Origin of the sequence: Bradyrhizobium australiense (assembly GCF_013114825.1) — a bacterium.
Lineage (GTDB): Bacteria > Pseudomonadota > Alphaproteobacteria > Rhizobiales > Xanthobacteraceae > Bradyrhizobium > Bradyrhizobium australiense.
Genome location: NZ_JAAVLX010000013.1, coordinates 114,251 through 134,183, shown reverse-complemented (window position 1 = coordinate 134,183; position 19,933 = coordinate 114,251). Strand labels below are relative to the sequence as shown.

General features: G+C 61.7%; 21 protein-coding genes and 2 pseudogenes. 8 read left to right on the top strand and 15 right to left on the bottom strand.

What is annotated here, in order from left to right; all coding sequences use genetic code 11:
• Positions 1–48: 48 nt before the first annotated feature.
• The 5 genes from HCN58_RS31745 to HCN58_RS31725 form a co-directional block, all read right to left on the bottom strand.
• Positions 49–1,140, bottom strand: a complete 1,092-nt coding sequence (locus HCN58_RS31745) for an SMP-30/gluconolactonase/LRE family protein (RefSeq protein WP_171583282.1) — start codon at positions 1,138–1,140, stop codon at positions 49–51.
• Between the two features lie 162 nt (positions 1,141–1,302).
• Positions 1,303–3,039: an L-arabinonate dehydratase gene (gene araD / locus HCN58_RS31740; protein ID WP_171583281.1), complete on the bottom strand. Its 1,737-nt coding sequence runs from the start codon at positions 3,037–3,039 to the stop codon at positions 1,303–1,305.
• Entirely contained in the window at positions 3,036–3,899 is an 864-nt protein-coding gene (locus HCN58_RS31735) for an ABC transporter permease (protein WP_171583280.1), read from the bottom strand. Before HCN58_RS31735 ends, araD begins: the two co-directional genes overlap by 4 nt.
• 12 nt (positions 3,900–3,911) lie before the next feature.
• Positions 3,912–4,676, bottom strand: coding sequence for an ABC transporter ATP-binding protein (locus HCN58_RS31730; RefSeq protein ID WP_171583308.1), 765 nt, complete (start codon positions 4,674–4,676; stop codon positions 3,912–3,914).
• Positions 4,677–4,681: 5 nt separating this feature from the next.
• Complete coding sequence (locus tag HCN58_RS31725) at positions 4,682–5,689, bottom strand: ABC transporter substrate-binding protein (protein ID WP_376701243.1); 1,008 nt, start codon at positions 5,687–5,689, stop codon at positions 4,682–4,684.
• Positions 5,690–5,799: 110 nt separating this feature from the next.
• Here HCN58_RS31725 and HCN58_RS31720 point away from each other — a divergent pair, with 110 nt between their 5' ends.
• The 3 genes from HCN58_RS31720 to HCN58_RS31710 all read left to right on the top strand — a co-directional run bounded on the left by HCN58_RS31720 (position 5,800) and on the right by HCN58_RS31710 (position 10,543).
• Positions 5,800–6,519 (top strand): GntR family transcriptional regulator, encoded by a 720-nt coding sequence (locus HCN58_RS31720; RefSeq protein ID WP_171583278.1) that lies wholly within the window; start codon positions 5,800–5,802, stop codon positions 6,517–6,519.
• A 21-nt stretch (positions 6,520–6,540) separates the two neighbouring features.
• Entirely contained in the window at positions 6,541–6,969 is a 429-nt protein-coding gene (locus HCN58_RS31715) for a response regulator transcription factor (protein ID WP_171583277.1), read from the top strand.
• Positions 6,970–7,036: 67 nt separating this feature from the next.
• Positions 7,037–10,543: a PAS domain S-box protein gene (locus HCN58_RS31710; RefSeq protein ID WP_171583276.1), complete on the top strand. Its 3,507-nt coding sequence runs from the start codon at positions 7,037–7,039 to the stop codon at positions 10,541–10,543.
• 82 nt (positions 10,544–10,625) lie between these two features.
• Here HCN58_RS31710 and HCN58_RS31705 read toward each other — a convergent pair whose 3' ends face one another.
• Positions 10,626–11,267: a response regulator transcription factor gene (locus HCN58_RS31705; RefSeq protein ID WP_171583275.1), complete on the bottom strand. Its 642-nt coding sequence runs from the start codon at positions 11,265–11,267 to the stop codon at positions 10,626–10,628.
• A gap of 141 nt (positions 11,268–11,408) precedes the next feature.
• On the opposite strand from HCN58_RS31705, the gene HCN58_RS31700 reads away from it, so the two are divergent.
• Positions 11,409–11,738, top strand: coding sequence for a hypothetical protein (locus tag HCN58_RS31700; protein WP_171583274.1), 330 nt, complete (start codon positions 11,409–11,411; stop codon positions 11,736–11,738).
• 144 nt (positions 11,739–11,882) lie between these two features.
• On the opposite strand, the gene HCN58_RS36325 is transcribed toward HCN58_RS31700, so the two are convergent.
• The 8 genes and pseudogenes from HCN58_RS36325 to HCN58_RS31665 form a co-directional block, all read right to left on the bottom strand.
• Positions 11,883–12,329 (bottom strand): EAL domain-containing protein, encoded by a 447-nt coding sequence (locus HCN58_RS36325; RefSeq protein ID WP_235984067.1) that lies wholly within the window; start codon positions 12,327–12,329, stop codon positions 11,883–11,885.
• Between the two features lie 61 nt (positions 12,330–12,390).
• Positions 12,391–12,840, bottom strand: a complete 450-nt coding sequence (locus HCN58_RS37845; RefSeq protein WP_446471652.1) for a diguanylate cyclase domain-containing protein — start codon at positions 12,838–12,840, stop codon at positions 12,391–12,393.
• Entirely contained in the window at positions 12,729–13,052 is a 324-nt protein-coding gene (locus HCN58_RS31690; protein ID WP_171583273.1) for a PilZ domain-containing protein, read from the bottom strand. Before HCN58_RS31690 ends, HCN58_RS37845 begins: the two co-directional genes overlap by 112 nt.
• A gap of 3 nt (positions 13,053–13,055) precedes the next feature.
• A complete protein-coding gene (locus tag HCN58_RS31685) occupies positions 13,056–13,928 on the bottom strand; it encodes a CheR family methyltransferase (protein ID WP_171583272.1) in 873 nt (290 codons plus the stop codon).
• A gap of 29 nt (positions 13,929–13,957) precedes the next feature.
• Positions 13,958–14,347, bottom strand: a complete 390-nt coding sequence (locus HCN58_RS31680; protein ID WP_171583271.1) for a response regulator — start codon at positions 14,345–14,347, stop codon at positions 13,958–13,960.
• A 33-nt stretch (positions 14,348–14,380) separates the two neighbouring features.
• A pseudogene (locus HCN58_RS31675) lies at positions 14,381–14,557 on the bottom strand (Hpt domain-containing protein); the annotation flags it as partial.
• A 133-nt stretch (positions 14,558–14,690) separates the two neighbouring features.
• A pseudogene (locus HCN58_RS37575) lies at positions 14,691–15,028 on the bottom strand (DUF1522 domain-containing protein); the annotation flags it as partial.
• Positions 15,029–15,246: 218 nt separating this feature from the next.
• On the bottom strand, positions 15,247–15,534 hold the full coding sequence (locus HCN58_RS31665) for a hypothetical protein (protein ID WP_171583166.1): 288 nt from the start codon (positions 15,532–15,534) through the stop codon (positions 15,247–15,249).
• Between the two features lie 802 nt (positions 15,535–16,336).
• Here HCN58_RS31665 and HCN58_RS31660 point away from each other — a divergent pair.
• From HCN58_RS31660 to HCN58_RS31650, 3 genes are all read left to right on the top strand, one after another.
• Positions 16,337–17,029, top strand: a complete 693-nt coding sequence (locus HCN58_RS31660) for a Crp/Fnr family transcriptional regulator (protein ID WP_376701241.1) — start codon at positions 16,337–16,339, stop codon at positions 17,027–17,029.
• Positions 17,030–17,310: 281 nt separating this feature from the next.
• The gene (locus tag HCN58_RS31655) at positions 17,311–17,703 is read left to right on the top strand and encodes a response regulator (RefSeq protein WP_171583268.1); all 393 of its coding nucleotides are present in this window, start codon (positions 17,311–17,313) and stop codon (positions 17,701–17,703) included.
• 145 nt (positions 17,704–17,848) lie between these two features.
• Complete coding sequence (locus HCN58_RS31650) at positions 17,849–18,094, top strand: hypothetical protein (protein ID WP_171583267.1); 246 nt, start codon at positions 17,849–17,851, stop codon at positions 18,092–18,094.
• A 109-nt stretch (positions 18,095–18,203) separates the two neighbouring features.
• Here HCN58_RS31650 and HCN58_RS31645 read toward each other — a convergent pair whose 3' ends face one another.
• On the bottom strand, positions 18,204–18,824 hold the full coding sequence (locus HCN58_RS31645; protein ID WP_171583266.1) for a LuxR C-terminal-related transcriptional regulator: 621 nt from the start codon (positions 18,822–18,824) through the stop codon (positions 18,204–18,206).
• Positions 18,825–19,532: 708 nt separating this feature from the next.
• On the opposite strand from HCN58_RS31645, the gene HCN58_RS31640 reads away from it, so the two are divergent.
• Positions 19,533–19,931 (top strand): hypothetical protein, encoded by a 399-nt coding sequence (locus HCN58_RS31640; protein ID WP_171583307.1) that lies wholly within the window; start codon positions 19,533–19,535, stop codon positions 19,929–19,931.
• Positions 19,932–19,933: the final 2 nt, after the last annotated feature.

The window sequence follows — 19,933 nt, the reverse complement described above, 5'->3', positions numbered from 1 at the left end:
GAGATTCCGGGTCTGATTCTTCGGACCATCCCGGAATGACAGGATCAATCAAACCGCCCCATGCGACTCCACATACAGCGCGTACACCGAGTGGCAGCTCGTCATGTAGAGGCGGTTGTTCTTCGGGCCGCCGAAGGTGAGGTTAGCGCAGCGCTCCGGCAGGCGGATGTGGGCGAGCGGCTTGCCGGCCGGGCTGAATACCATCACGCCGTCGAGATCCTCTGGCTTGCCCTTGAGCTGGTAAACCCTGCGGCCACCGACATCCGTCGGTTCGGATTGCAGCGCGCCGTTGGAGCCCCAGCCGCACCACAGATTGCCGTCGCGGTCGACGCGGAAACCGTCGATCGCGCCTTGATCCGCAGCGTCGATCAGCTTGGTCTTGCCGCCGACCGTGCCGTCGTCGTTGACGTCAAAGCTCCAGATGCTGCGGTTTGGCGTGCCCTTCCATTCCACGACATAGAGTTTTTTCTCGTCCGGTGAGAAGGCGAGGCCATTGGGATTGAGGATGTCTGATATGACGGCGGTGAGCTTGCCGTCCTTGGTCAGGCGATAGACGTTGGTGGTGGCCTGCTCGGGCTTTTCCTTCTTGCCTTCCCACTCGCCGTTGATGCCGAACAAAGGATCGGTGAACCAGATGGTGTCATCGGACTTGACCACAATGTCGTTCGGCGCGTTCAGCCGCTTGCCCTCGAACCTGTCAGCCAGCACCGTGATCTTGCCGTCCTTCTCGGTCCGGGTGATGCGGCGGGTGACCGAGTGCTCGCAGGTGACGAGGCGGCCCTGACGGTCGCGCGCGTTGCCATTGGCGTAATTGGCGTTGGCACGGAAGACCGAGGTCTGGTTGGTCTTCTCGTCGAACTTCATGATGCGGTTGTTGGGGATATCGGAGAACAGCAGATAGCCGCCCTCCGGAAAATACGCCGGCCCTTCGGCCCAGCGCATTCCGGTCGCGACCTGTTCGACGGTCGAGGAATAGATCCGGTATTTTGCAAAGCTTGGATCGAGAATTTGCACGGCTGGATCGGGGTAGCGCTGGTTCGGCGTGAACGGGAACGATTGCGCGCCGGCGGTGCGCGCGAGCAGCGTCGTGGCGGCGGCAGCACCGGCGCCTGCTAACAAGTTGCGTCGAGTCATGGTCATTGGTCGTCCTCCCTGTGATGCTTTTGTTTGATGCTGGCAATCGTTGCCGGGCCTCTCGTTCTCCATTCCGGGGCGATGCGAAGCATCGAACCCGGAATCTCGAGGTTCTCAGGTGCGCAATTGCGCACCATAGTTCGCGCTACGCGCGGCCCGGAACAACAGTCAGTAAATCGGCGGCTCGCTGACCGGCGCCCCAAATCCGGTCTCCAGGAAATCGAAGTCGCAGCCTTCATTGGCCTGCTTGATATGGCGGGTGAACATCCAGCCATAGCCGCGCTCGTAATGCGGCTCCGGCGCTTTCCACTCGGCGCGGCGCTTTGCCAGCTCGGCCTCCGGCACATCGAGGTTAATGGTGCGGGCGTTGACATCGAGCGTGATCTTGTCGCCGGTCCGCACCAGCGCCAGCGGACCGCCGATATAGGATTCCGGCGAGACATGCAGGATGCAGGCGCCATAGCTGGTGCCGCTCATGCGCGCGTCCGACAGCCGCACCATGTCGCGCACGCCTTGCTTAACGAGCTTCGTCGGGATCGGCAGCATGCCCCATTCCGGCATGCCGGGGCCGCCCTGCGGTCCGGCGTTACGCAGGATCAGCACGTGATCGGCTGTGACATCCAGGTTCGGATCGTCGATCGCCTTCTTCATCGAGGGATAATCATCGAACACCAGCGCCGGGCCGGTATGCTTGAGAAAGCGCGGCTCGCAGGCGCTCGGCTTGATCACGCAGCCGTCGGGCGCGAGGTTGCCCTTGAGCACGGCGAGCGCGCCCTCCTTGTAGATCGGGTTTTCGACGGTGCGAATGACGTCGTCGTTATAGACCTCGGCGCGCGCGATGTTGTCGCCGAGGGTCTGGCCGGTGACGGTGACGACGTCGAGATGCAGATGCTCCTTGATGCGGCTCATCAGGCCGGGCAGGCCGCCGGCATAGAAGAAATCTTCCATCAGATACTTGTCGCCGCTCGGGCGCACATTGGCGATGACGGGCACCTTGCGGCTGGCCTTCTCGAAATCGTCGAGGCCAATGTCCTGCCCGGCGCGGCGGGCCTGCGCGATCAGATGGATGATCGCATTGGTCGAGCAGCCCATCGCCATCGCGACCGTGATCGCGTTCTCGAAAGCCTTTCGGGTCTGGATCTTGTCCGGCGTCAGATCCTGCCACACCATCTCGACGATGCGGCGGCCGCATTCCGAGGCCATGCGGATGTGGCCGGCGTCGGCCGCGGGAATCGAGGATGCCCCCGGCAGCGTCATGCCGATCGATTCCGCAATCGCCGTCATGGTCGAAGCGGTCCCCATGGTCATACAGGTGCCGTAGCTGCGGGCGATGCCGGCTTCGACATCGACCCAGTCCTTGTCGGAGATTTTTCCGGCGCGGCGCTCGTCCCAGTATTTCCAGGCATCCGAGCCAGAGCCCAGCGTCTTGCCCTTCCAGTTGCCGCGCAGCATCGGCCCGGCTGGCAGATAGATTGTCGGCAGGTTCATGCTGGTGGCGCCCAACAGCAGTCCCGGTGTGGTCTTGTCACAGCCGCCCATCAGAACGACGCCGTCGACGGGATGGCCGCGCAGCAATTCCTCGGCGTCCATCGCCAGCATGTTGCGATAGAGCATGGTGGTCGGCTTCAGGAACGATTCCGACAGCGACAACGCCGGCAGCTCCATCGGGAAGCCGCCCGCCATCAGGATGCCGCGCTTGACGTCATCGACGCGGCTCTTGAAGTGCATGTGGCAGGGCTGCGCATCCGACCAGGTGTTGAGGATCGCAATGACCGGCCTGCTCTTCCATTCCTCGGGCGCGTAACCCATCTGCATCGCGCGCGAGCGGTGGCCGAAGGCGCGGAGATCGTCGGGCGCGAACCAGCGCGCGCTGCGGAGATCGGCGGGGTTTTTCTTGTTGCTCATGATTGCGTACCCCATTTCTGGACGGTGTTGCGCTCGATCGTGCGGAAGATCAGATTCTCGACAATCAAGCCGATCACGATCACGGTCAACAGCCCAGCGAATACCGCGGGAATATCCAGCAAATTGCGGTTCTCGAAAATGAACCAGCCGAGCCCGCCCTGCCCCGACGACACGCCGAACACGAGTTCGGCGGCGATCAGCGTGCGCCAGGCAAACGCCCAGCCGATCTTCAACCCCGTCAGGATCGAGCCGAACGCGGCGGGGATCAGAATCCGGGCCACATAAGGCAGGCCGCGCAGGCCGTAGTTACGGCCGACCATGCGCAGCGTGTTCGACACGCTCTTGAACCCGGAATGCGTGTTGAGTGCGACCGGCCACAGCACCGAATGGATCAGCACGAACACGAGACTGCCATTGCCCAGACCGAACCAGATCAGTGCCAGCGGCAACAGCGCGATCGCCGGCAGCGGATTGAACATCGCCGTGATGGTCTCGAGGAAATCCGTGCCGATCCGGGTCGAGATCGCGAGGATCGTGAAGATGGCGGCCAGCGCGATGCCGGCGGCGTAGCCCATGAACAAGACCTTTAGCGACGCCCAGGCGCGCAACGGAATGGTGCCGTCGCGCACCTTGTCGAACATGGTGACGATGGTGTCGTGAAAGGTCGGGAACAGCAGAGGATTGTTCAGGACGGTGCCGTAGGTCTCCCAGGCCGCGGCGAGAAAGATGATAATCAGGGTCTTGCGCACAAAGCCGTCGTTCCACAACAGCTCCAGCACCGTCAGCTTGCGCTCGACTTCGGCCGGCACCGCCGCCGTCAGTTCGGCGGCATCGCGCAACAGAATTCTGGCCTCACCCATCGCGCGCTCCCTTTAATGTGCCGTAACGGCGTCGGCGAACAGCAGGTCATGGATCTGCTTTTCCAGCCGCGCAGCGCTGCCGTCCTCGCCGGAGACCTTGTCGACATCGACCACCTCGGCCTTCACCCGGCCGGGATGCGGCGACAGCAGCAGGATTCGGTTGCCGATCTTGATCGCTTCCGCGATCGAATGCGTCACGAACAAAACGGTGAATTTGGTTTCTGCCCAGAGCTGCAGCAATTCGTCCTGGCAGGTGCGCCGCGTCAGCGCGTCGAGCGCGGCGAACGGTTCGTCCATCAGCAAAATATCCGGCTCCATCGCCATGCCGCGCGCGATCGCGACGCGCTGCTTCATGCCGCCGGACAGCGTATGCGGATAGGCATCGACGACGCGGGTGAGGCTGACCTTCTCGATGTAGGCCCGGGCGCGAACTTCGGCTTCCTTGCGCGGCAGTTTCCGCGTCATCAACAGCGGGAACATCACGTTTTCCAGCACCGTCTTCCACGGCAGAAGCTGGTCGAACTCCTGGAAGATCATCATGCGGTCGGCGCCGGGCTCGGCGATCTCGCGTCCACCAATGCGCATCTTGCCTTCGCTCGGCTTCATGTAGCCGCCAACCGCCTTCAACAGCGTCGACTTGCCGCAACCGGAGGGACCGAGCAGCACGAAGCGATCGGAACGATCGACCGTAAAACTGACCCGCTCAGTCGCGGTCACGACCGCGCTCGAGGTCTTGTAGCGCAGTGTTACGTCACTGACGTCGAGAAGCGCGGTCATGTCGATCAATTGCCCTTCAGGTCGTGCGCAACCGGCAGGTAATAATCCGTCCACGCCTTGGGCATGGTCTTCAGCGTACCGACCTTGAACAGGTGGGCGGCGAACTTCATGGTGCCCTGCGGCTGCAGGTTCCATTCCATCATGCCGGGCTCCTTGAGCCACGCCAGCAGATCCTCGACGCTGGTCTTGTCGCCGGTGACTTCCTTGTAGATCTCAACCGCAGTCTTGGTATCGCTGCGGATCAGATCCTGCGCCTCCTTGGTGGCGTCGCGCACGGCCTGCACGACCTTTGGGTTGGCGTCGGCGAATTTGGTGGTGGTGAAGAACTGCGCCTGGCTGAGCGGGCCGCCCATCACGTCGGGCGACGACAGCACCACATGCGCGCCGGGCACGTTCTTCAGTTCGAGGAAGGTGAACGGCGGAATCGAAAAGTGATTGCGCACCTCATGCTGGGCATTGGTCAGCGCCACATAGGCGTCGGGATGGCCGAGCTGCACGGTGTTGGCATCGAGCTTCGACCACTGGTCGGCGCCGAAAGTTTCGGCAGCTGCGATCTGCAGCACGATCGCCTGCGTCGAGACCTTGACGGTCGGCACCGCGATCTTGTCGTTCGGACCAAAATCCTTGATCGATTTGATATTCGGATCGCGGCTGATCAGCGTCATCGGCTGTGCAGACGTGGCGACGATGCCCTTGACGCCGCCGCGGGTGCGATCCCACAGCAATAAGAGGTTGCCGGTGCCGGTGTTGAGGACGTCCACGCTGCCGGCGAGCAGCGCATCGGTCTGCGCACCGCCGCCACTCAGATTGATCCATTTGGTGGTGACACCAGGCAGGCCGAGAGAAGCGGCGTGCTTCTCGATCAGCTTGTACTTCTCCATGATATGCGAAGGCATGTAGAAGATGCCCGGCTGCCGCGACAGCGAAATCTCGGACTTCTGCTGCGCCGAGGCCGGCGAGCCCGGCAGCGCCATGGCAAGTGCCGCGACGGCGCCCGCGCAGGCGCTCCACATCCTGTTTCTCATTGTGCATCTCCTTCGGCGCTTCATTGACGCTTCGACGGAAATGCACTAATGTATTAGTGCATTTGAAGCAAGCGCCTTCTACAGGCCGGGTTCATTCGATGGCCGCATCCCAGATCGTTTCCCGCCGCGCCCTGCCGCGTTCAGTCGATCGGCTCGATCGCGATCGTCAGGCCGCGCCCCAGGTGTTCGAGCGCCTGCGCGGCATGATTATTTCGCTGGAACTGCCGCCGGGATCGCCGCTGTCGCGCGCCGCGCTGGCCGGACAGTTCGGCGTGAGTTCGACGCCAATCCGCGATGCGCTGATGCGGCTCGAGGAGGAAGGGCTGGTCGACGTGTTTCCGCAATATGCCACCGTGGTAAGCCGGGTCGACGTACGGTTGGCGCAGCAGGCGCATTTCCTGCGCCAGGCCGTCGAGCTCGAAATCGTCCGCATGCTGGCCATGCGCCGTGACGAAGCCTTCGCTGCCGAACTCCATGCGACCATCGTCCGCCAACAGCAATTCGCGAAAGCCGGCGACTTCGAAAAGTTCATGGCCGCCGACAACGAGTTCCATGCCCAGCTCTACGCCGCCACCGACAAGCAGGACATCTGGTTGCTGGTGCGCAGCCGTAGCGGACATATCGACCGGCTGCGCCGGCTGCATCTGCCCTCCCCCGGCAAGGCGCAAGATATCGTGCGGCACCACAAGCTGATTGCGAAAGCGATCGGCGCCGGCGAACCCGAGGCGGCGCAGAAGCACCTGCGCACCCATCTGTCGGGCACACTGAGCGAGCTCGACCAAATCCGCTCACGCCATCCAGAATATCTCAGCAACTGATCGCCGCAGAACTTTTTTACTTTGGCAAAAATATTGGTGGTGGATGACGACGTGGCGATCGAGATGACCATCCGTCTGCTGCTGGAGCGCGCCGGGCATAGCGTGGTTACTGCCGATGACGGGCGAAAGGGCCTGGCATTATGCCAGAGCGGAGATTTCGATCTGCTGTTCCTCGACATTTTCATGTCGGGTATGGACGGATTTGAAACCATGCGGATGGTTCGTCAGCAGCGGCCGCAGATGCCGATCATCGTCATCTCCGGCCGGCCGATCTCATCCGAAGCGGACTCGGCGCCCGACTTCCTGACCATGGCGACCAAGCTCGGCGCAGTTTCCAGTCTGCAGAAGCCGTTCCGGCCGGCCGAGCTTCTGGCGACGGCCACGGGCCGCCTGGAGGCCGCCGAACGTGGTTCCCTCCGCCCCGCCGGCGGTGTTGCTTCCTCCCCTTGAAGCGCCGTAGCATCCGATTGGTCCGGCGGCTTGCCGGGCGGATGCGGGAGGGCGGGCGAACACCGACATGACGCTCACGACCAGGCTGGCCATCGCGATGATTGCGCTCGTCGCGATCGCGGTTACCGCGGTCGGATGGCTGAGCTATCGCAACCTCGAACAAGCGCTCCTGCTGCGCGCCCGCGACCGCATCGAGACGCATTCGCGGCAGCTCGCGACCGACCTCGAATACTACGCGGCCAGCGCGATCGGAGATGTTGCGGCCTCTCGTTCCGCAGTGGCGCTGCACGGATTGGTCCGCGCCCACAGATCGGGAGGCATAGATCCGGTCGATGGCGTCTCCGAAAAGACCTGGCGGGACCGGCTGGCATCACGTTTCGCGGCCGAACTCGAAGCCAAGCCCGCCTATGCGATGCTTCGGATCATCGGCCTTGATGATGATGGCCGTGAGCTTGTCCGCGTCGACCGCGCGGGACCGAACGACACAGTTCGGATCGTGCCCGAAGAGGGATTGCGGTCGAGAAACAGTCGCAGCTACTTCCCGGAAACGATCCGCCTAGGCCCCGGACAAGTCTACGTCTCGTCGCTCGATTTGGGTCGCCGCAACGGACTAATCGAGGAGGTGCACAGGCCGACGCTTCGCATCGCGACGCCGATATTCGCAGACGACGGCAAACGGTTCGGCATTTTCATGATCAATCTCGACATGCGGCGCGCGTTCGAGCGTGTCCGGTCGTCGGTGTTGCCTGGCGAGACCATATATGTCGTCAACAAGCAGGGCGACTATCTCATTCACCCGGATCGCTCGCGCGAGTTCGGCTGGTTGTTCGGCAAGCCGAACAACTGGAAAGCCGACTTCCCGCATCTGGCGTCGCAGGCCGGGACCGCGCAAGGCAGCGCGGACATAGTTCCGGATCAAGCCGCACAGCCGGGCGGAATAGTCCTCGCGCCTGCCCTGCTGGCCGGCGTCGAATGGGTTGGCGTCATCGAAACCGCCCCTAACGCGGTCATCATGGCGCCGGCCGCAAGCATCAGAAATACTTCCCTTCTCGTTGGCGGGATCGCGGTGTTGTGCGCGGCAGTGCTGGCGCTAGCGATCGCGAGGTCGCTGACCCGCCCGATCGTACAGTTAACCGAAGCCGTGCAAGGGGTGGCCAGTAACAAGAAGATCGCCATCCCGGTCGATGCCGGCGGCGAGACAGGTGTGCTCGCGCGCGCGTTTGCGCATGCGATCGGGGAAGTGAATGCGAAGACGGCTGCGCTCGAGCAAGAGGTTCAGGAGCATCGCCGCACCGTCGCGGCGCGCGACCATCATGCCGAGCGGGAGCGGCTGTTCAGCGCGGCGGTCGAATCCTCCAACGACGCCATCATCACGATGTCGCTCGACGGCACCATCACCGGCTGGAACTCGGCGGCGGAGCGGCTGTTCGGATACAGCGCCGCGGAAGCCACGGGCGAGAACATCACGCTGCTTGCACCCGAAGACCGGCTGCCGGAACTGCAGGACGCGCTACGCCGGATCGGCTGGGGCGAAAGCATTGAACACAGTGAAACGGAGCGGCTGCGAAAAGGCGGCCAGCGGATCGAAGTTTCACTCAGCATCTCCCCGATCAAGTCCGCCTCAGGCGCGACCATCGGCATCTCGAAGGTGGCGCGCGACATCACCGAAACCAACAAGACCCGGCAGGTGCTGCGTCGGCAGACCGAAGAGCTTCGCCGCATCTTCGAGACCTCGCAGGATCTGATCATGGTGATGGATGCCGGAGGATTTCTGGTTCAGATCAGCCCGAGCTGCGAGCCCATATTGGGCTACCGGCCGGAGGAAATGATCGGCCGCAGCGGCGAGGACTTCATTCATCCCGACCATCTCGAGACCTCCCGCAAGGAAATGCACGCGGCACGCCGCGGGCAGCGCCCGAAGATATCCGACACGCGCTGCATCCACAAGAATGGGCGAGAGGTGTGGCTGTCATGGCTCGGCACTTGGTCCGAGCCGGCCAGGCGCTTCTTTTTCGTCGGCCGCGACATGACCGAGAGCCGGCTGGCGCAAGAGGCGCTGCGCGAAAGCGAACGACTGGCGCGCGGCATCGTCGACACGGCGCTCGATGCCTTCGTCCAGATCGACGAGAAGGGCTTCATCCGGGACTGGAATGCGCAGGCCGAAAATATCTTTGGATGGTCGCGCGATGAAGCGCTCGGGATGAACGTGTTCGAACTGATGGGCCAGCCGGACGGGCAAGGCCCTCTCAAGAAAGCCCTGCAATCCTTCCTGCTTTCCGGCAACGAGGTGGTCCGTCAGCCCCGACGCGAACTTCAGGTCAGGCGGAGGGATGGCAAGGAGATCACAGTGGAGTTGAGCATCGCCGCGCTCAGGACGCGTGGCGGCTTTGTATTCAACGCATTCGTCCGCGACCTCACCGACAGGATCGCGGCCGAGGACAGGATCCGGCAGGCCGAGAAGATGGAGGCGATGGGTCAGCTCACCGGCGGCATCGCGCACGACTTCAACAACATCCTGACGGTGATCACGGGAACAATCGAAATTCTGGCCGACGCCGTCAAGGGCGAACCGCAGCTTGCCGCCATCACGCGAATGATCGACGAAGCGGCGTCGCGCGGCGCCGACCTCACCCAGCACCTGCTCGCGTTCGCGCGCAAGCAGCCGCTCGAACCAAAGGTAACCGACGTCAACACGCTGATCATCGATACTGCGAAATTGCTGCAGCGAACGCTTGGCGAGCATGTCGAGATCGAATCCGTGTTCGAAGACGAGACCTGCTCTGCTATCGTCGACCCCAATCAACTCGCCACCGCGATCCTCAATCTGGCCCTCAACGCGCGCGATGCCATGCCCGATGGCGGCAAGCTGATCATCGAGACCGGCTTCGTCATGCTTGACGAGAATTATGCAAGGGTGCACAGCGACGTTCGGCCGGGTCGCTACGCCATGATCGCGGTGAGCGATACCGGAACCGGCATTCCGGCTGCGATGCTCGACAAGGTATTCAATCCGTTCTTCACCTCGAAGGGGCTTGGCAAAGGTACCGGCCTCGGGCTGAGCATGGTGTACGGCTTCATCAAGCAATCGGCCGGCCACATCATGATCTACAGCGAAGAGGGCCACGGCACGACGATCAAGATGTATCTGCCGCCAGCCACGGCTGCATTGCCGGCCGCCGAGGCTATTCTGCCGCCGACCGTGGAGGGCGGTCATGAAACAATTCTGGTAGTGGAGGACGACAAGCTGGTGCGCGACTATGTGCTGGCGCAACTGCATTCACTCGGTTACGTCACGCTGGATGCGGCGAACGCGACTGAAGCCCTCGCGCTCGCCCACACCGGCCGTCCGTTTGATCTGCTCTTCACCGATGTGATCATGCCCGGCATGAACGGCCGGCAGCTCGCCGACGAGATAGCGAAGGTCAGGCCCGGATTAAGGGTGCTGTTCACCTCGGGCTATACCGAGAATGCGATCATTCATCACGGGCGGCTCGATGAAGGCGTATTGCTGCTCGCCAAGCCCTATCGGAAATCGGATATGGCGATCATGATCCGGAAAGCGCTCACCGATTGATCACCGCGGCGGCGCCCGCGTGCAGCGCAAGGCTGCGCCGGATCCAGCGTGCCTGCAATCAGACTTCGGTCAGACCTTGCGATCAGATCTGGCCCTGACGCTGGGTAGTCATCACGATGCGAACCAGGTCGGCGGCATTCCGCGCGCCGAGTTTCTTCATGATATTGGCGCGGTGATCTTCGATCGTGCGCGGGCTGATCCCGAGATGCCGCCCGGCTTCCTTGTTGGAAGCGCCGGCGGTGAACTGCTCCAGCACCTCGCGTTCGCGCCGCGTGAGCGGTTCGCGTCCCGGAAAATGCAGGGCCGCGATGCGCGATGACGTATTTTGCGCCTGCCGACGAGCATAGGCCTCGATCGCCTCATCGAGTCTTGCGACGATTTCGCTGCCGCGAAACGGCTTTTCGATGAAGTCCAGCGCGCCGTTCTTGATGGCGCTGACCGCCATGGCGATATCGCCCTGCCCTGAGATCATGAAGATCGGCGCAGGGTAGTCCTCACCATGAAGCTCTTTCAGAATATCGAGGCCGGACTTACCGGGGATATGCACGTCGAGCAGGATGCAGGCTGGCGTCCGCGTTCGTGCAATCGCCAGCAGCGCGGCGCCATCGGCGAAACAGATGACCTGATAGCCAGCAGCCGACAGCACCATCGAAAGCGTGTCGCGAACGGCAGGATCGTCATCGACTACGAAAATCTCCCCGCGGGAGGGGACTTTTTCAGCCATGTTCCATCGTCCATGCGTGGTTGGATGTGACGCACACTCGGATAACGGTATTCAACTCCATACCGGACCGTATTTGTACGGGACCGTAGCTTAACGCACAAGTAGCAACGCACCCCTAAAAAGTAACTAAGGAGTGCACTTGTGCAGAGCGCAGGCGACGCCGTCGCACAGGCGCGCCACGACCCGAATGAAACCTATTACGCCGTAGTTTCGGACCTCGCCGGTTTGCTCGATCACATCGGGAAGAGCGTGCAGCTGATCGAACAGACGACCGCCATGGAAACTTGGCCCGGCAGCCCCGAGAGTTCCATCAACGTCATCGTGCTCGACGACATATCTCCGCGTTACACCAAGGGCGCCGCGGCGGCCTGCGACGTCAATCTCGGCATTGCCCTGCGCTCCCCAATCGATTCCGGCGATAACGATCCACGCGCCACCAGGTTGCCGGTGCATTCGGTCATTGCGGCGTAAGGCCGACACGGCGCCCGTCCCGCTGGAGCGTAGACGTCCCTCAGCCACAAATTTCCTCCCGGATTTTCTCGCGCCGCCAACCAACTGCTGCGATCACTGCCTGGCAATGTTTCGTACCGGGCGACGCAGAACGGCTGTCGGGTTTCAACCTACGAGGACATTACCGAGCGCACGCGGAACGAGGCAAGGATCGCGCATCTCGCGTTTCACGACCAGCTCACCGGCCTGCCCTTCCCGCGCGAGGAATGTCCATTGCTCCTCGGTCTCGACGCTCTCCGCGATCATCGGCAGCGCGAGCGTGCGTCCCAGTCCCATGATGGATTGGATGGCGGCGCCGGCCAGAAAAACTGTTGCCGATCCTGGAAACGAAGATCTGGTCGATCTTGATCTTGTCGAATGAAAAGTCCTGCAGGTAGACAGCGATGAATAGCCGGCGCCGAAATCGTCCATCGCGATGCGTATGCCGAAGCTCCTGATCCGCCGCAAGATGGAGAGGGCACGCTCGAAATCCCAAAACAGCACGCCCTCGGTGATTTCGATTTCAAGGCGTTGTGGATCGAGACCGGTTTCAAGCAGGGTCGCAAGGATCATCGCCGGCACGTCGCCGCGCCGGAAGTCGGGCCGTCGACAGGTTGATCGCGATCGTGAGCAGCTAGCGCCAGGACGCGGCTTCCCCGGCAGGCTTCGCGCAGCACCCATTCATCGATCGGGACGATCGCGCCGGTCTCTTCCGCCAGCGGAATGAACAGTCCTGGAGGCACCAGGCCGCGAAGGGGTGCCGCCAGCGCAGCAACGGTCCGTTGCAGATCGACATCAGCCTGTGGCCGATCTCCACCAGAAACTTGTCGCCGGTCGAATGGCCGTAGACGTCGTTGATCTCCCTGAACTGATCGACATCGACGCACAGCACTGCAAAAACGAGGCATTGCCGGCCGCACCGTGCAGAATACTTGCGATGTGCTCGTTGAACGCCGCTCGGTTCGCTGTCAGTCAGTGCATCGCCTCTTCGGCCCTTGATGAGGCGCCTGATTTTTTCTTGCCGTGCTTGGCTCTCAGGAAGCGGATGTCCAGTTCCGTGCCGTTGACGCGAACGAGCTCGCACCGGCGATAGGCGAGACCGGTCGAGGACAGCAGCAGGAAAAACTCCTTAAGATTGAGGCCCTGAATGGAACCTTCTACCGTCAGCAGGGCGTCGGTGTCCGAGATCGCGTTGAGCTGGCAGTCCCTGCGCCAGGTCCCGTCGATCGCCATGATGCAGACGTCATAGCCCCGACTGAACGTGACCCGATCTGCGCCCTTGCCGTCCTCCGCCATCGCTCACCGTCCTGCCATCGCCGCGATTTTTGGCATCAACGTTCCGCCCTGCGGAGATGCCGCCCGCGCGCCGCTAGGCCGATAGAGACCTCGCTTGTCCGGGAACGGCTTGAACACATCCGTTAGGCCGACGACCGTTTCCGCCGCGCCCAGCACCAGGAAGCCATCGCCTTCCATTGCCCTGGCGAGGCGGCCAAAGATGTTGATCTTGGTATCTTGATCGAAATAGATCAAGACGTTGCGGCAGAAGATGACGTCGAACGTGCCGAGCTGGGAGAAGTCGTGTAGCAGATTGAGCTGGCGATGCTGCACCATGCCGCGTAGCTCCGGGCTGATCTGCCATAGTTCGCCGTTCTGCTTGAAATATTTGACGAGCAGCTGAATCGGAAGGCCGCGCTGGACCTCGAACTGGCTGTAGATACCCGACTTCGATTTTTCGAGAACTTCCTGCGACAGGTCGGTCGCGATGATCTCGATCCGCCAGCCGGCAAGCGCCGTGCCCATTTCCTTCAGCGACATGGCAAGCGAATACGGCTCCTGGCCGGTGGAGCCGGCAGCGCACCATATCCTGATGCTCTTGCGGCTGGCGCGCGCCTTCAACAGCTCCGGCATGATCGTATCGCGGAAGTGTTCGAACGGCACCTTGTCGCGGAAGAAAAAGGTCTCGTTGGTGGTCATGGCCTCAACCACCTGGGCGACGATCGATAACGATCCGCCCTTCATTTTCTGCACGAGTTCGCCGATACCCGACACACCGCATTTGCGCGACAGCGGAAGCAGGCGGCTTTCGATCAGGTATTGCTTGTCTGCGGACAGGTCGAGACCGGAATGATCCTTCAGGAGCTTACGCAGATACTCATAGTCTGGCGGGGTCACGGGGGCCTCTCAAGGGCAAGCGATAAGGTTTAGATCGGGCACTGTTCCGTGAGCGCGACCAGACCGACTTCCTGGAATTTTGCCGTGACGATGTCCTTGTCGAACGGCTTCATGATGTATTCGTTGGCGCCGGCATGCAGCGCGCGCGAAATATGATCCATGCCATTCTCGGTGGTGCAGAACACTACTTTGGGCGCGTCGCCGCCGGGCAGTCGGCGCAAATGGCCGAGGAACTCGTAACCGTCCATGACCGGCATGTTCCAGTCGAGCAGAACTGCCGTGGGCATGGCGGCCTTGCAGACTTCGAGCGCCTGCTCGCCGTCCTCAGCTTCGGTAATCTGGAAATCCAGTTCTTCGAGGATGCGGCGCGCGATCTTTCGCACGACACTGGAGTCATCGACGACAAGACAGGTTTTCATTTTTGGCCTCCTTGCTTGACGAGCGGCCTACGCTGCTAGGGTTGTTTTCGGCATCATTTCGAGAAAACCGCAGGTGCCCTTGATGGTGTGGACCAGGCGGAAGATGTTATCCAGGGTCTTCGCGTCGCCCGGGTCATGCTCGAACCGCACCAACCGATTGTCGACCGTATCCAGGCTCTCGCTGGTTTCCGTCAGGAACTCCCGCAAGATCGTCCATAGAGCATGCCTTCCAAAAATCAGATCTCGGCCTTCTGCAGACTAGCTCTCCGGATTTCACGGCTACGTTAATTTCACCGTCCGTGCTAATACGGATATAGTGAACAAAATGTCGTTATCGGCCGTTTGCGACGGTACGGTCGACGATGGCCGATGCGGTCGTGAAGGTGATTGCGGTGGTGAGCATAACGCCGATCGCACCACCCGCCGCCCGAGCCGAGGGTCGACGAAGCGTAGTCGTTGGCGGTGGAGATCGTCAGCTTGCCGGCCGAGTCCAGCGTGGCGTTCACGTTGTTGGCCAGAAGCGCAGCGTTGAGCTGGTCGAGCGTCTTGACTGTCTGTGGGCGCCGTCGCCGAAGGTGACGTTGACCGCGGTGCCGTTGAAGGAGGTGAAGATCAAGGTTCGGAAGAGGCTGCCGCGGTGAAGCCGGTGCCCCCCGTTCCGGTGTCGCCGGTGAGGCCAAGAAAACCTTCGCCAATAGTGAACAGAATCTTACCGACGCAGGCCACGATTTCATTGCAGGGCTTCCGACTGCAGATACGGCATCGTCGATCAATCGCGAGAGGCACTGATGACTGCACGCCGTCAGCTGCCCGACCGGACGTTCGATCGAACGCATGATTGTTTCGAGGGGTTTGCTAAAAGCCACGCGCATGGCGCGGTATCGGCGAATAGCTAGTAGCTAGCCTGACTGGACGATGCCAGTGAAGCGGGACCGGGCTTCGGCAAGATATTCGTTGATGACCGCCAAGGGCGTGCCCGGCGTAAACGGCTTGCGCAGGCAACGCGCGGCGCCGAGTTCGAGCGCCCCTCTCTCTCGAAGTGTTCGGCGGCGCGCTGTCGACGGCCGCGAGCGTTGCGGCATGTTTCGATGCTGTCCCGTCTCCGACAGGCATTCGTCGATCGCGCTAAGCAGCGTCGCCGGCCGCAACCGCTTGCGCAGACACTGCGTCGCGCCGAGACTGACCAAGGCGCATGATCCCTCGCGGCGTCGGACGCGCTCCGTTCCCGGTCCTGTAGTCCACGCGGGAACTACCCCGCCTGATCGTGCGGCAGTTTTATCTTGCGAATCAGTGCACTACCGGATTTCCGCCGCACTAGGCCACTTTGTTTGCCCTCCACAGTGTATAAAGTCGGTTCCATAACCTGAGCTGATCGGGTTAGGAATTGTGCCTGCCCCGCCACACGGCAGGTCGCGCGGTCGCTGCTTCGATCGCTTGCAAGCAGCAACCGCGCTTCGCTGTTCGCGGGTGTTGCCGGCGAGTTGGCCTTGCTGTGCCGTCATTGCGAAGCGTCGGAGCGGGTCAAAGCCCATCTGGCCGAGCCGATGCGCCGGTACCATCAATCTACGTTTGCCCGACAACGGCGGATCGATGATGGCCCGCGTTTTCGGGAAGACAGACCACTGAGGTCGCGACGGTTGATCGGGACTTCCTCGTCGCTTCCACGGTGCTCGCGACGAAGGGCGCTGACCATTGCAATCGTCTTGGCACCGGGCTCGGCCGAGCGGATCAGCGCGCGCCGAAACGTGGCCCCTCATATACTGGCACGGCACTCGCGCAAATGATCAGCCTCCGGCGCAACGCGGCTCGTCCCGGAAAGCCCCTGCCGTGGCGCCGATTGTATGCGTCCATTTTGCCAGTTTTTCTTGCCAACAGAGTGTGCAAGGATCATCCTGCACTCGGATCGTAGGCAGCAGGCGCCAGAGACCGGCTTGGCCCGTAAGGCAGGAGACTGCTTTGGATTCAGCCCCTCGTTCTCCGAATGGATTTTTGTCTTCGCTGACCGCGGACGATTTTGAGTTGATCCGCCCGCATCTGCGCGCCGCCGATCTCAGCCAGGATATGGTCCTGGTCGAAGTCGACGAAGCGCTCAAGCGTGCGTATCTTCCGCACAAAGGCGTCATCTCGCTGGTCGTGAAGCTCGCGCGCGGCGAGCACGTCCAGATCGCGATGATCGGCCGCGACAGCATCTTCGGCTCATTCGCCGCGCTCGGCGACCCCGTTGCGTTGAACACCGCCGTGGTGCTGGTACCGGGCGCCGCCTCGACGATCGATCTCGACCAGCTTCGTATTGCCGCCGACCAGAGCGCAACGTTGCGTACCACACTGGCGCGGCATGGCCTCGCCGTCTATGCGCAAATCCAGCAGACTGCCGGCTGCAACGCCTCGCATACGGTGGAATCCCGGCTGGCGCGATGCCTGTTGCATACACGCGATCTCTCCGGCAGCGACAAGCTCGTCCTGACCCAGGAAGCGATGGCCCAGATGATCGGCGCTCGCCGCAACAGCGTTTCGCTGGTGGCCCATACGCTGCAACAGGCAAACTTCATCCACTACAGCCGCGGGCATATCGAAATCACCAACGTGGACGGCCTGATCAAGACGTCCTGCGAATGCTACGCGACGGTCAAGGCGCAGTACACGAGGCTGCTGCATCCGCGCATCCACAGCGCGGCCGCGTAATCACTTTCCGCGATCGACGACGGCTTTAGCCCGATCTGTGATATGCATCGCATCGCCATTGCGCGCGATGATTGCTACGGTCCCTACCTCACCGTATTACTTTGGCCAATCGCGGCTTTTGCGGCGTTCAGCCGAACCCAAATTAACGCGCTGTTCAACGAGCCCTGATAGTTGTCACGGTGCTGACGGGTGCGGGTTCGAGAAGAGGCAATCGAGACTCTTTCGCGTGCAACGCGCATTCACCTGTGTTCGGCGGCATGCTGTTTGCGCGGAGTACGAACATGGCTTTTGACCTATCGATGCCGATCCTGGTGGTCGATGACTACAGCACCATGATCCGCATCATCCGCAACCTTCTCAAGCAGCTCGGATTCGAGAATGTCGACGAGGCCAGCGATGGATCGGCTGCGCTCGCCAAGATGCAGAGCAAGCGATACGGCCTCGTGATCTCCGACTGGAACATGGAGCCGATGACCGGCTACGACCTGCTTAGGGAAGTCCGCGCCAGCCCGGAATTCTCCAAGACGCCCTTCATCATGATCACCGCTGAATCCAAGACTGAAAACGTCATCGCCGCGAAGAAAGCCGGCGTCAACAATTACATCGTCAAGCCATTCAACGCCGCAACCCTGAAGACCAAGATGGAAGCGGTGTTCCCCGACGCCGCCGGCTGACATCATTCGGGAAGCGCGCTGCCTCCTATCCGAGCCAGTTGCTCCGCACCGCAGACGCCCGGTTAGCCGTACTTCTACGGTTTGAGATTTTCACCTCCGGATAACATTGACTGAGGATAGTTGCGTGGATCAAGGGAGTGCCCTCATGTTCACGTTTGAAACGAGCGATCAGAAAGAAGTACGGCGTTTCCGTATCGCCCAGTTCAATGGCAGGACCGCAACCGTTCGTTCGGCCGGATCGGCGGTCACCGGCCACGTTCGATCAATCGTGGAAAACAAGTCGAGCGCTCCGGCGGCGTGGACCATCACGATCATCCCGGACGAGCCAAAGCCGACGCTTTCGTTGCGGCCCGCGCCGCGCGGTCGATCGCTCGTGGAAGACTTCTGCTGAACGGCAGCGCGACCCCATCGCGGAGGATCGCAAGCAGGCCCGCTTCGGCACGTCGATAACGCAAGGCCGCGCCGCTAGCCGCGCATCGCAGGTATCGCTTCGGGATAAATCAGGCGGGCTGCAGCAGCGTCTTGCGGACCAGATCCGCGGTGTTGCGCGCGCCAAGCTTCCGCATAGCCTCAGCGCGATGGCTCTCGAACGTCCTCGGGCTGATATTCATCCGTAAGGCGCCTTGCTTATTGGAGCAACCTTCGCTGATCAGGCTCAGCACCTCCCGCTCGCGCCTGGTCAGCGGCTTCTGGCCAGATTCCGGGGCGAACCTCAGACCCGGCCTGCGGGCGCCATCCGCGGAGCGGCCGGCCTGGCCCTCGCCTGCCTGCCTGCACGCGGCGTCGGACGCCCGCGCCGGATGATTGTCCGACATCTGCTTCACCAGAGCGCACACGCGTTCGGTCTGCTGAAGCGCGTTCTCCACCACCTGTTGCAGGTATAGCCGGTTGCCGGATCCTTGCGAAAACTGATGGCTGTGCTGCTTAATCTCATTCATGTAGAGCAGCAGCGCTGTCAGCGGTCCGTTCAACTGCCGGGCGATCGCCGCCCCCGCCTCTTCCGCAGCACGCGCGCGCGCGGCGGACAGTTGGACGATCTCAGGATTCTCTTCGAGAGGTGTGATGTTTTCCATCCACTTCGTGAAGCGCGAATCAGCGGTGCGATGGTCTTGTCCCGACATATAACTATTTTATCGGTTCCACCTTCTTTCATGGTTAATTTCTTAACCGGTAAGAATACGGAGACTCCGGCGGTGCGGCTCGCCGCCAGACTAAATCTGGCTGGAAATCACTCGAAACCAGGTATTTTGGATCGGAATTCGTGTTCCGAACCTGCATGCCGTAGCCAGATACGCCCGTATTTTAACGGTGAGAGCATTTGCTTTGTTAATAGATATCAACCGGCTCTCGGTATGGCTTCCCAGTCCCGTTGGCTCCCGAGCCGGCGTCTCCTTCCCCCTACGCCCGAGCCGCGCGCCAGCATGCTCGCGGCATCGCCCTGACGAATACGTTCGGCTGAGAGATCGTTCGGCCGAAAGCGGGGCCAGGACCGGCTATCGTCGCGGCGCTGGATCAGGAGCGACGCAGCTTGAGGAACTTCTCGAGAAATCGTCCCGAGACGACAAACCTGAACCACCAATAGGCCATCCGCCGCGTTTTCATCGGTTCGGTCCTCGCTGACTGAGGCGGCCGCGCTTCGCCGCGGATTAACGCAAGCTCCGTCACGCGCGTGTGATTTGCTTCACAACTGGCCCGCGAAAACGCTGGCCCTGCAGCGCCATTTCGCCGATTTACAGGCGCCGGCAGCCTCGCAATGATCGAAGTCCAAAATCATCCCGCAACGAATCCAAAAAAAGGAGACGGCAATGTCGCAGGCAAAGGGACCGTGTATGGCGATGGCCGCGCTGGCCGGCGTCCTGACGTTCAGCTCGGGCGTGGCGGCGCAAACCGCACCGTCAGCGGCGGAGAACGCCCCAACGATCTTCGACAACGGCGTGATGCTCACGGTATTCCTCAAACACGACCAGTCCCGGCCGCTGAGCGAACTCAACGCGCAGCTTCAGCGGCAGGGATATTACAAGGCTTTCCCGCCTGACGGCGTCGAAGTCGTGAGCTGGTATGTCATGATGGGGATCGGACAGGTGGTCACGCTGCGGCTGCCGGCGTCGCGATTGCGCGAGGTCAACCGCATCCTTGAGAATACAGCCTGGGGCAGCTACCGCACCGAGTTCTATCCGACCTATGATTACAAGGCAATCGGCACCGCAGCGCACGAAAAGGCGCAGTAGGC

What these genes read in the sequence shown, in the direction of transcription:
- HCN58_RS31745 (WP_171583282.1), bottom strand. Translation starts at nt 1,140, where the DNA reads ATGACCATGACTCGACGCAACTTGTTAGCAGGCGCCGGTGCTGCCGCC.
- araD (WP_171583281.1), bottom strand. Translation starts at nt 3,039, where the DNA reads ATGAGCAACAAGAAAAACCCCGCCGATCTCCGCAGCGCGCGCTGGTTC.
- HCN58_RS31735 (WP_171583280.1), bottom strand. Translation starts at nt 3,899, where the DNA reads ATGGGTGAGGCCAGAATTCTGTTGCGCGATGCCGCCGAACTGACGGCG.
- HCN58_RS31730 (WP_171583308.1), bottom strand. Translation starts at nt 4,676, where the DNA reads ATGACCGCGCTTCTCGACGTCAGTGACGTAACACTGCGCTACAAGACC.
- HCN58_RS31725 (WP_376701243.1), bottom strand. Translation starts at nt 5,689, where the DNA reads ATGTGGAGCGCCTGCGCGGGCGCCGTCGCGGCACTTGCCATGGCGCTG.
- HCN58_RS31720 (WP_171583278.1), top strand. Translation starts at nt 5,800, where the DNA reads ATGGCCGCATCCCAGATCGTTTCCCGCCGCGCCCTGCCGCGTTCAGTC.
- HCN58_RS31710 (WP_171583276.1), top strand. Translation starts at nt 7,037, where the DNA reads ATGACGCTCACGACCAGGCTGGCCATCGCGATGATTGCGCTCGTCGCG.
- HCN58_RS31705 (WP_171583275.1), bottom strand. Translation starts at nt 11,267, where the DNA reads ATGGCTGAAAAAGTCCCCTCCCGCGGGGAGATTTTCGTAGTCGATGAC.
- HCN58_RS36325 (WP_235984067.1), bottom strand. Translation starts at nt 12,329, where the DNA reads ATGATCCTTGCGACCCTGCTTGAAACCGGTCTCGATCCACAACGCCTT.
- HCN58_RS31690 (WP_171583273.1), bottom strand. Translation starts at nt 13,052, where the DNA reads ATGGCGGAGGACGGCAAGGGCGCAGATCGGGTCACGTTCAGTCGGGGC.
- HCN58_RS31680 (WP_171583271.1), bottom strand. Translation starts at nt 14,347, where the DNA reads ATGAAAACCTGTCTTGTCGTCGATGACTCCAGTGTCGTGCGAAAGATC.
- HCN58_RS31655 (WP_171583268.1), top strand. Translation starts at nt 17,311, where the DNA reads ATGGCTTTTGACCTATCGATGCCGATCCTGGTGGTCGATGACTACAGC.
- HCN58_RS31650 (WP_171583267.1), top strand. Translation starts at nt 17,849, where the DNA reads ATGTTCACGTTTGAAACGAGCGATCAGAAAGAAGTACGGCGTTTCCGT.
- HCN58_RS31645 (WP_171583266.1), bottom strand. Translation starts at nt 18,824, where the DNA reads ATGTCGGGACAAGACCATCGCACCGCTGATTCGCGCTTCACGAAGTGG.
- HCN58_RS31640 (WP_171583307.1), top strand. Translation starts at nt 19,533, where the DNA reads ATGGCGATGGCCGCGCTGGCCGGCGTCCTGACGTTCAGCTCGGGCGTG.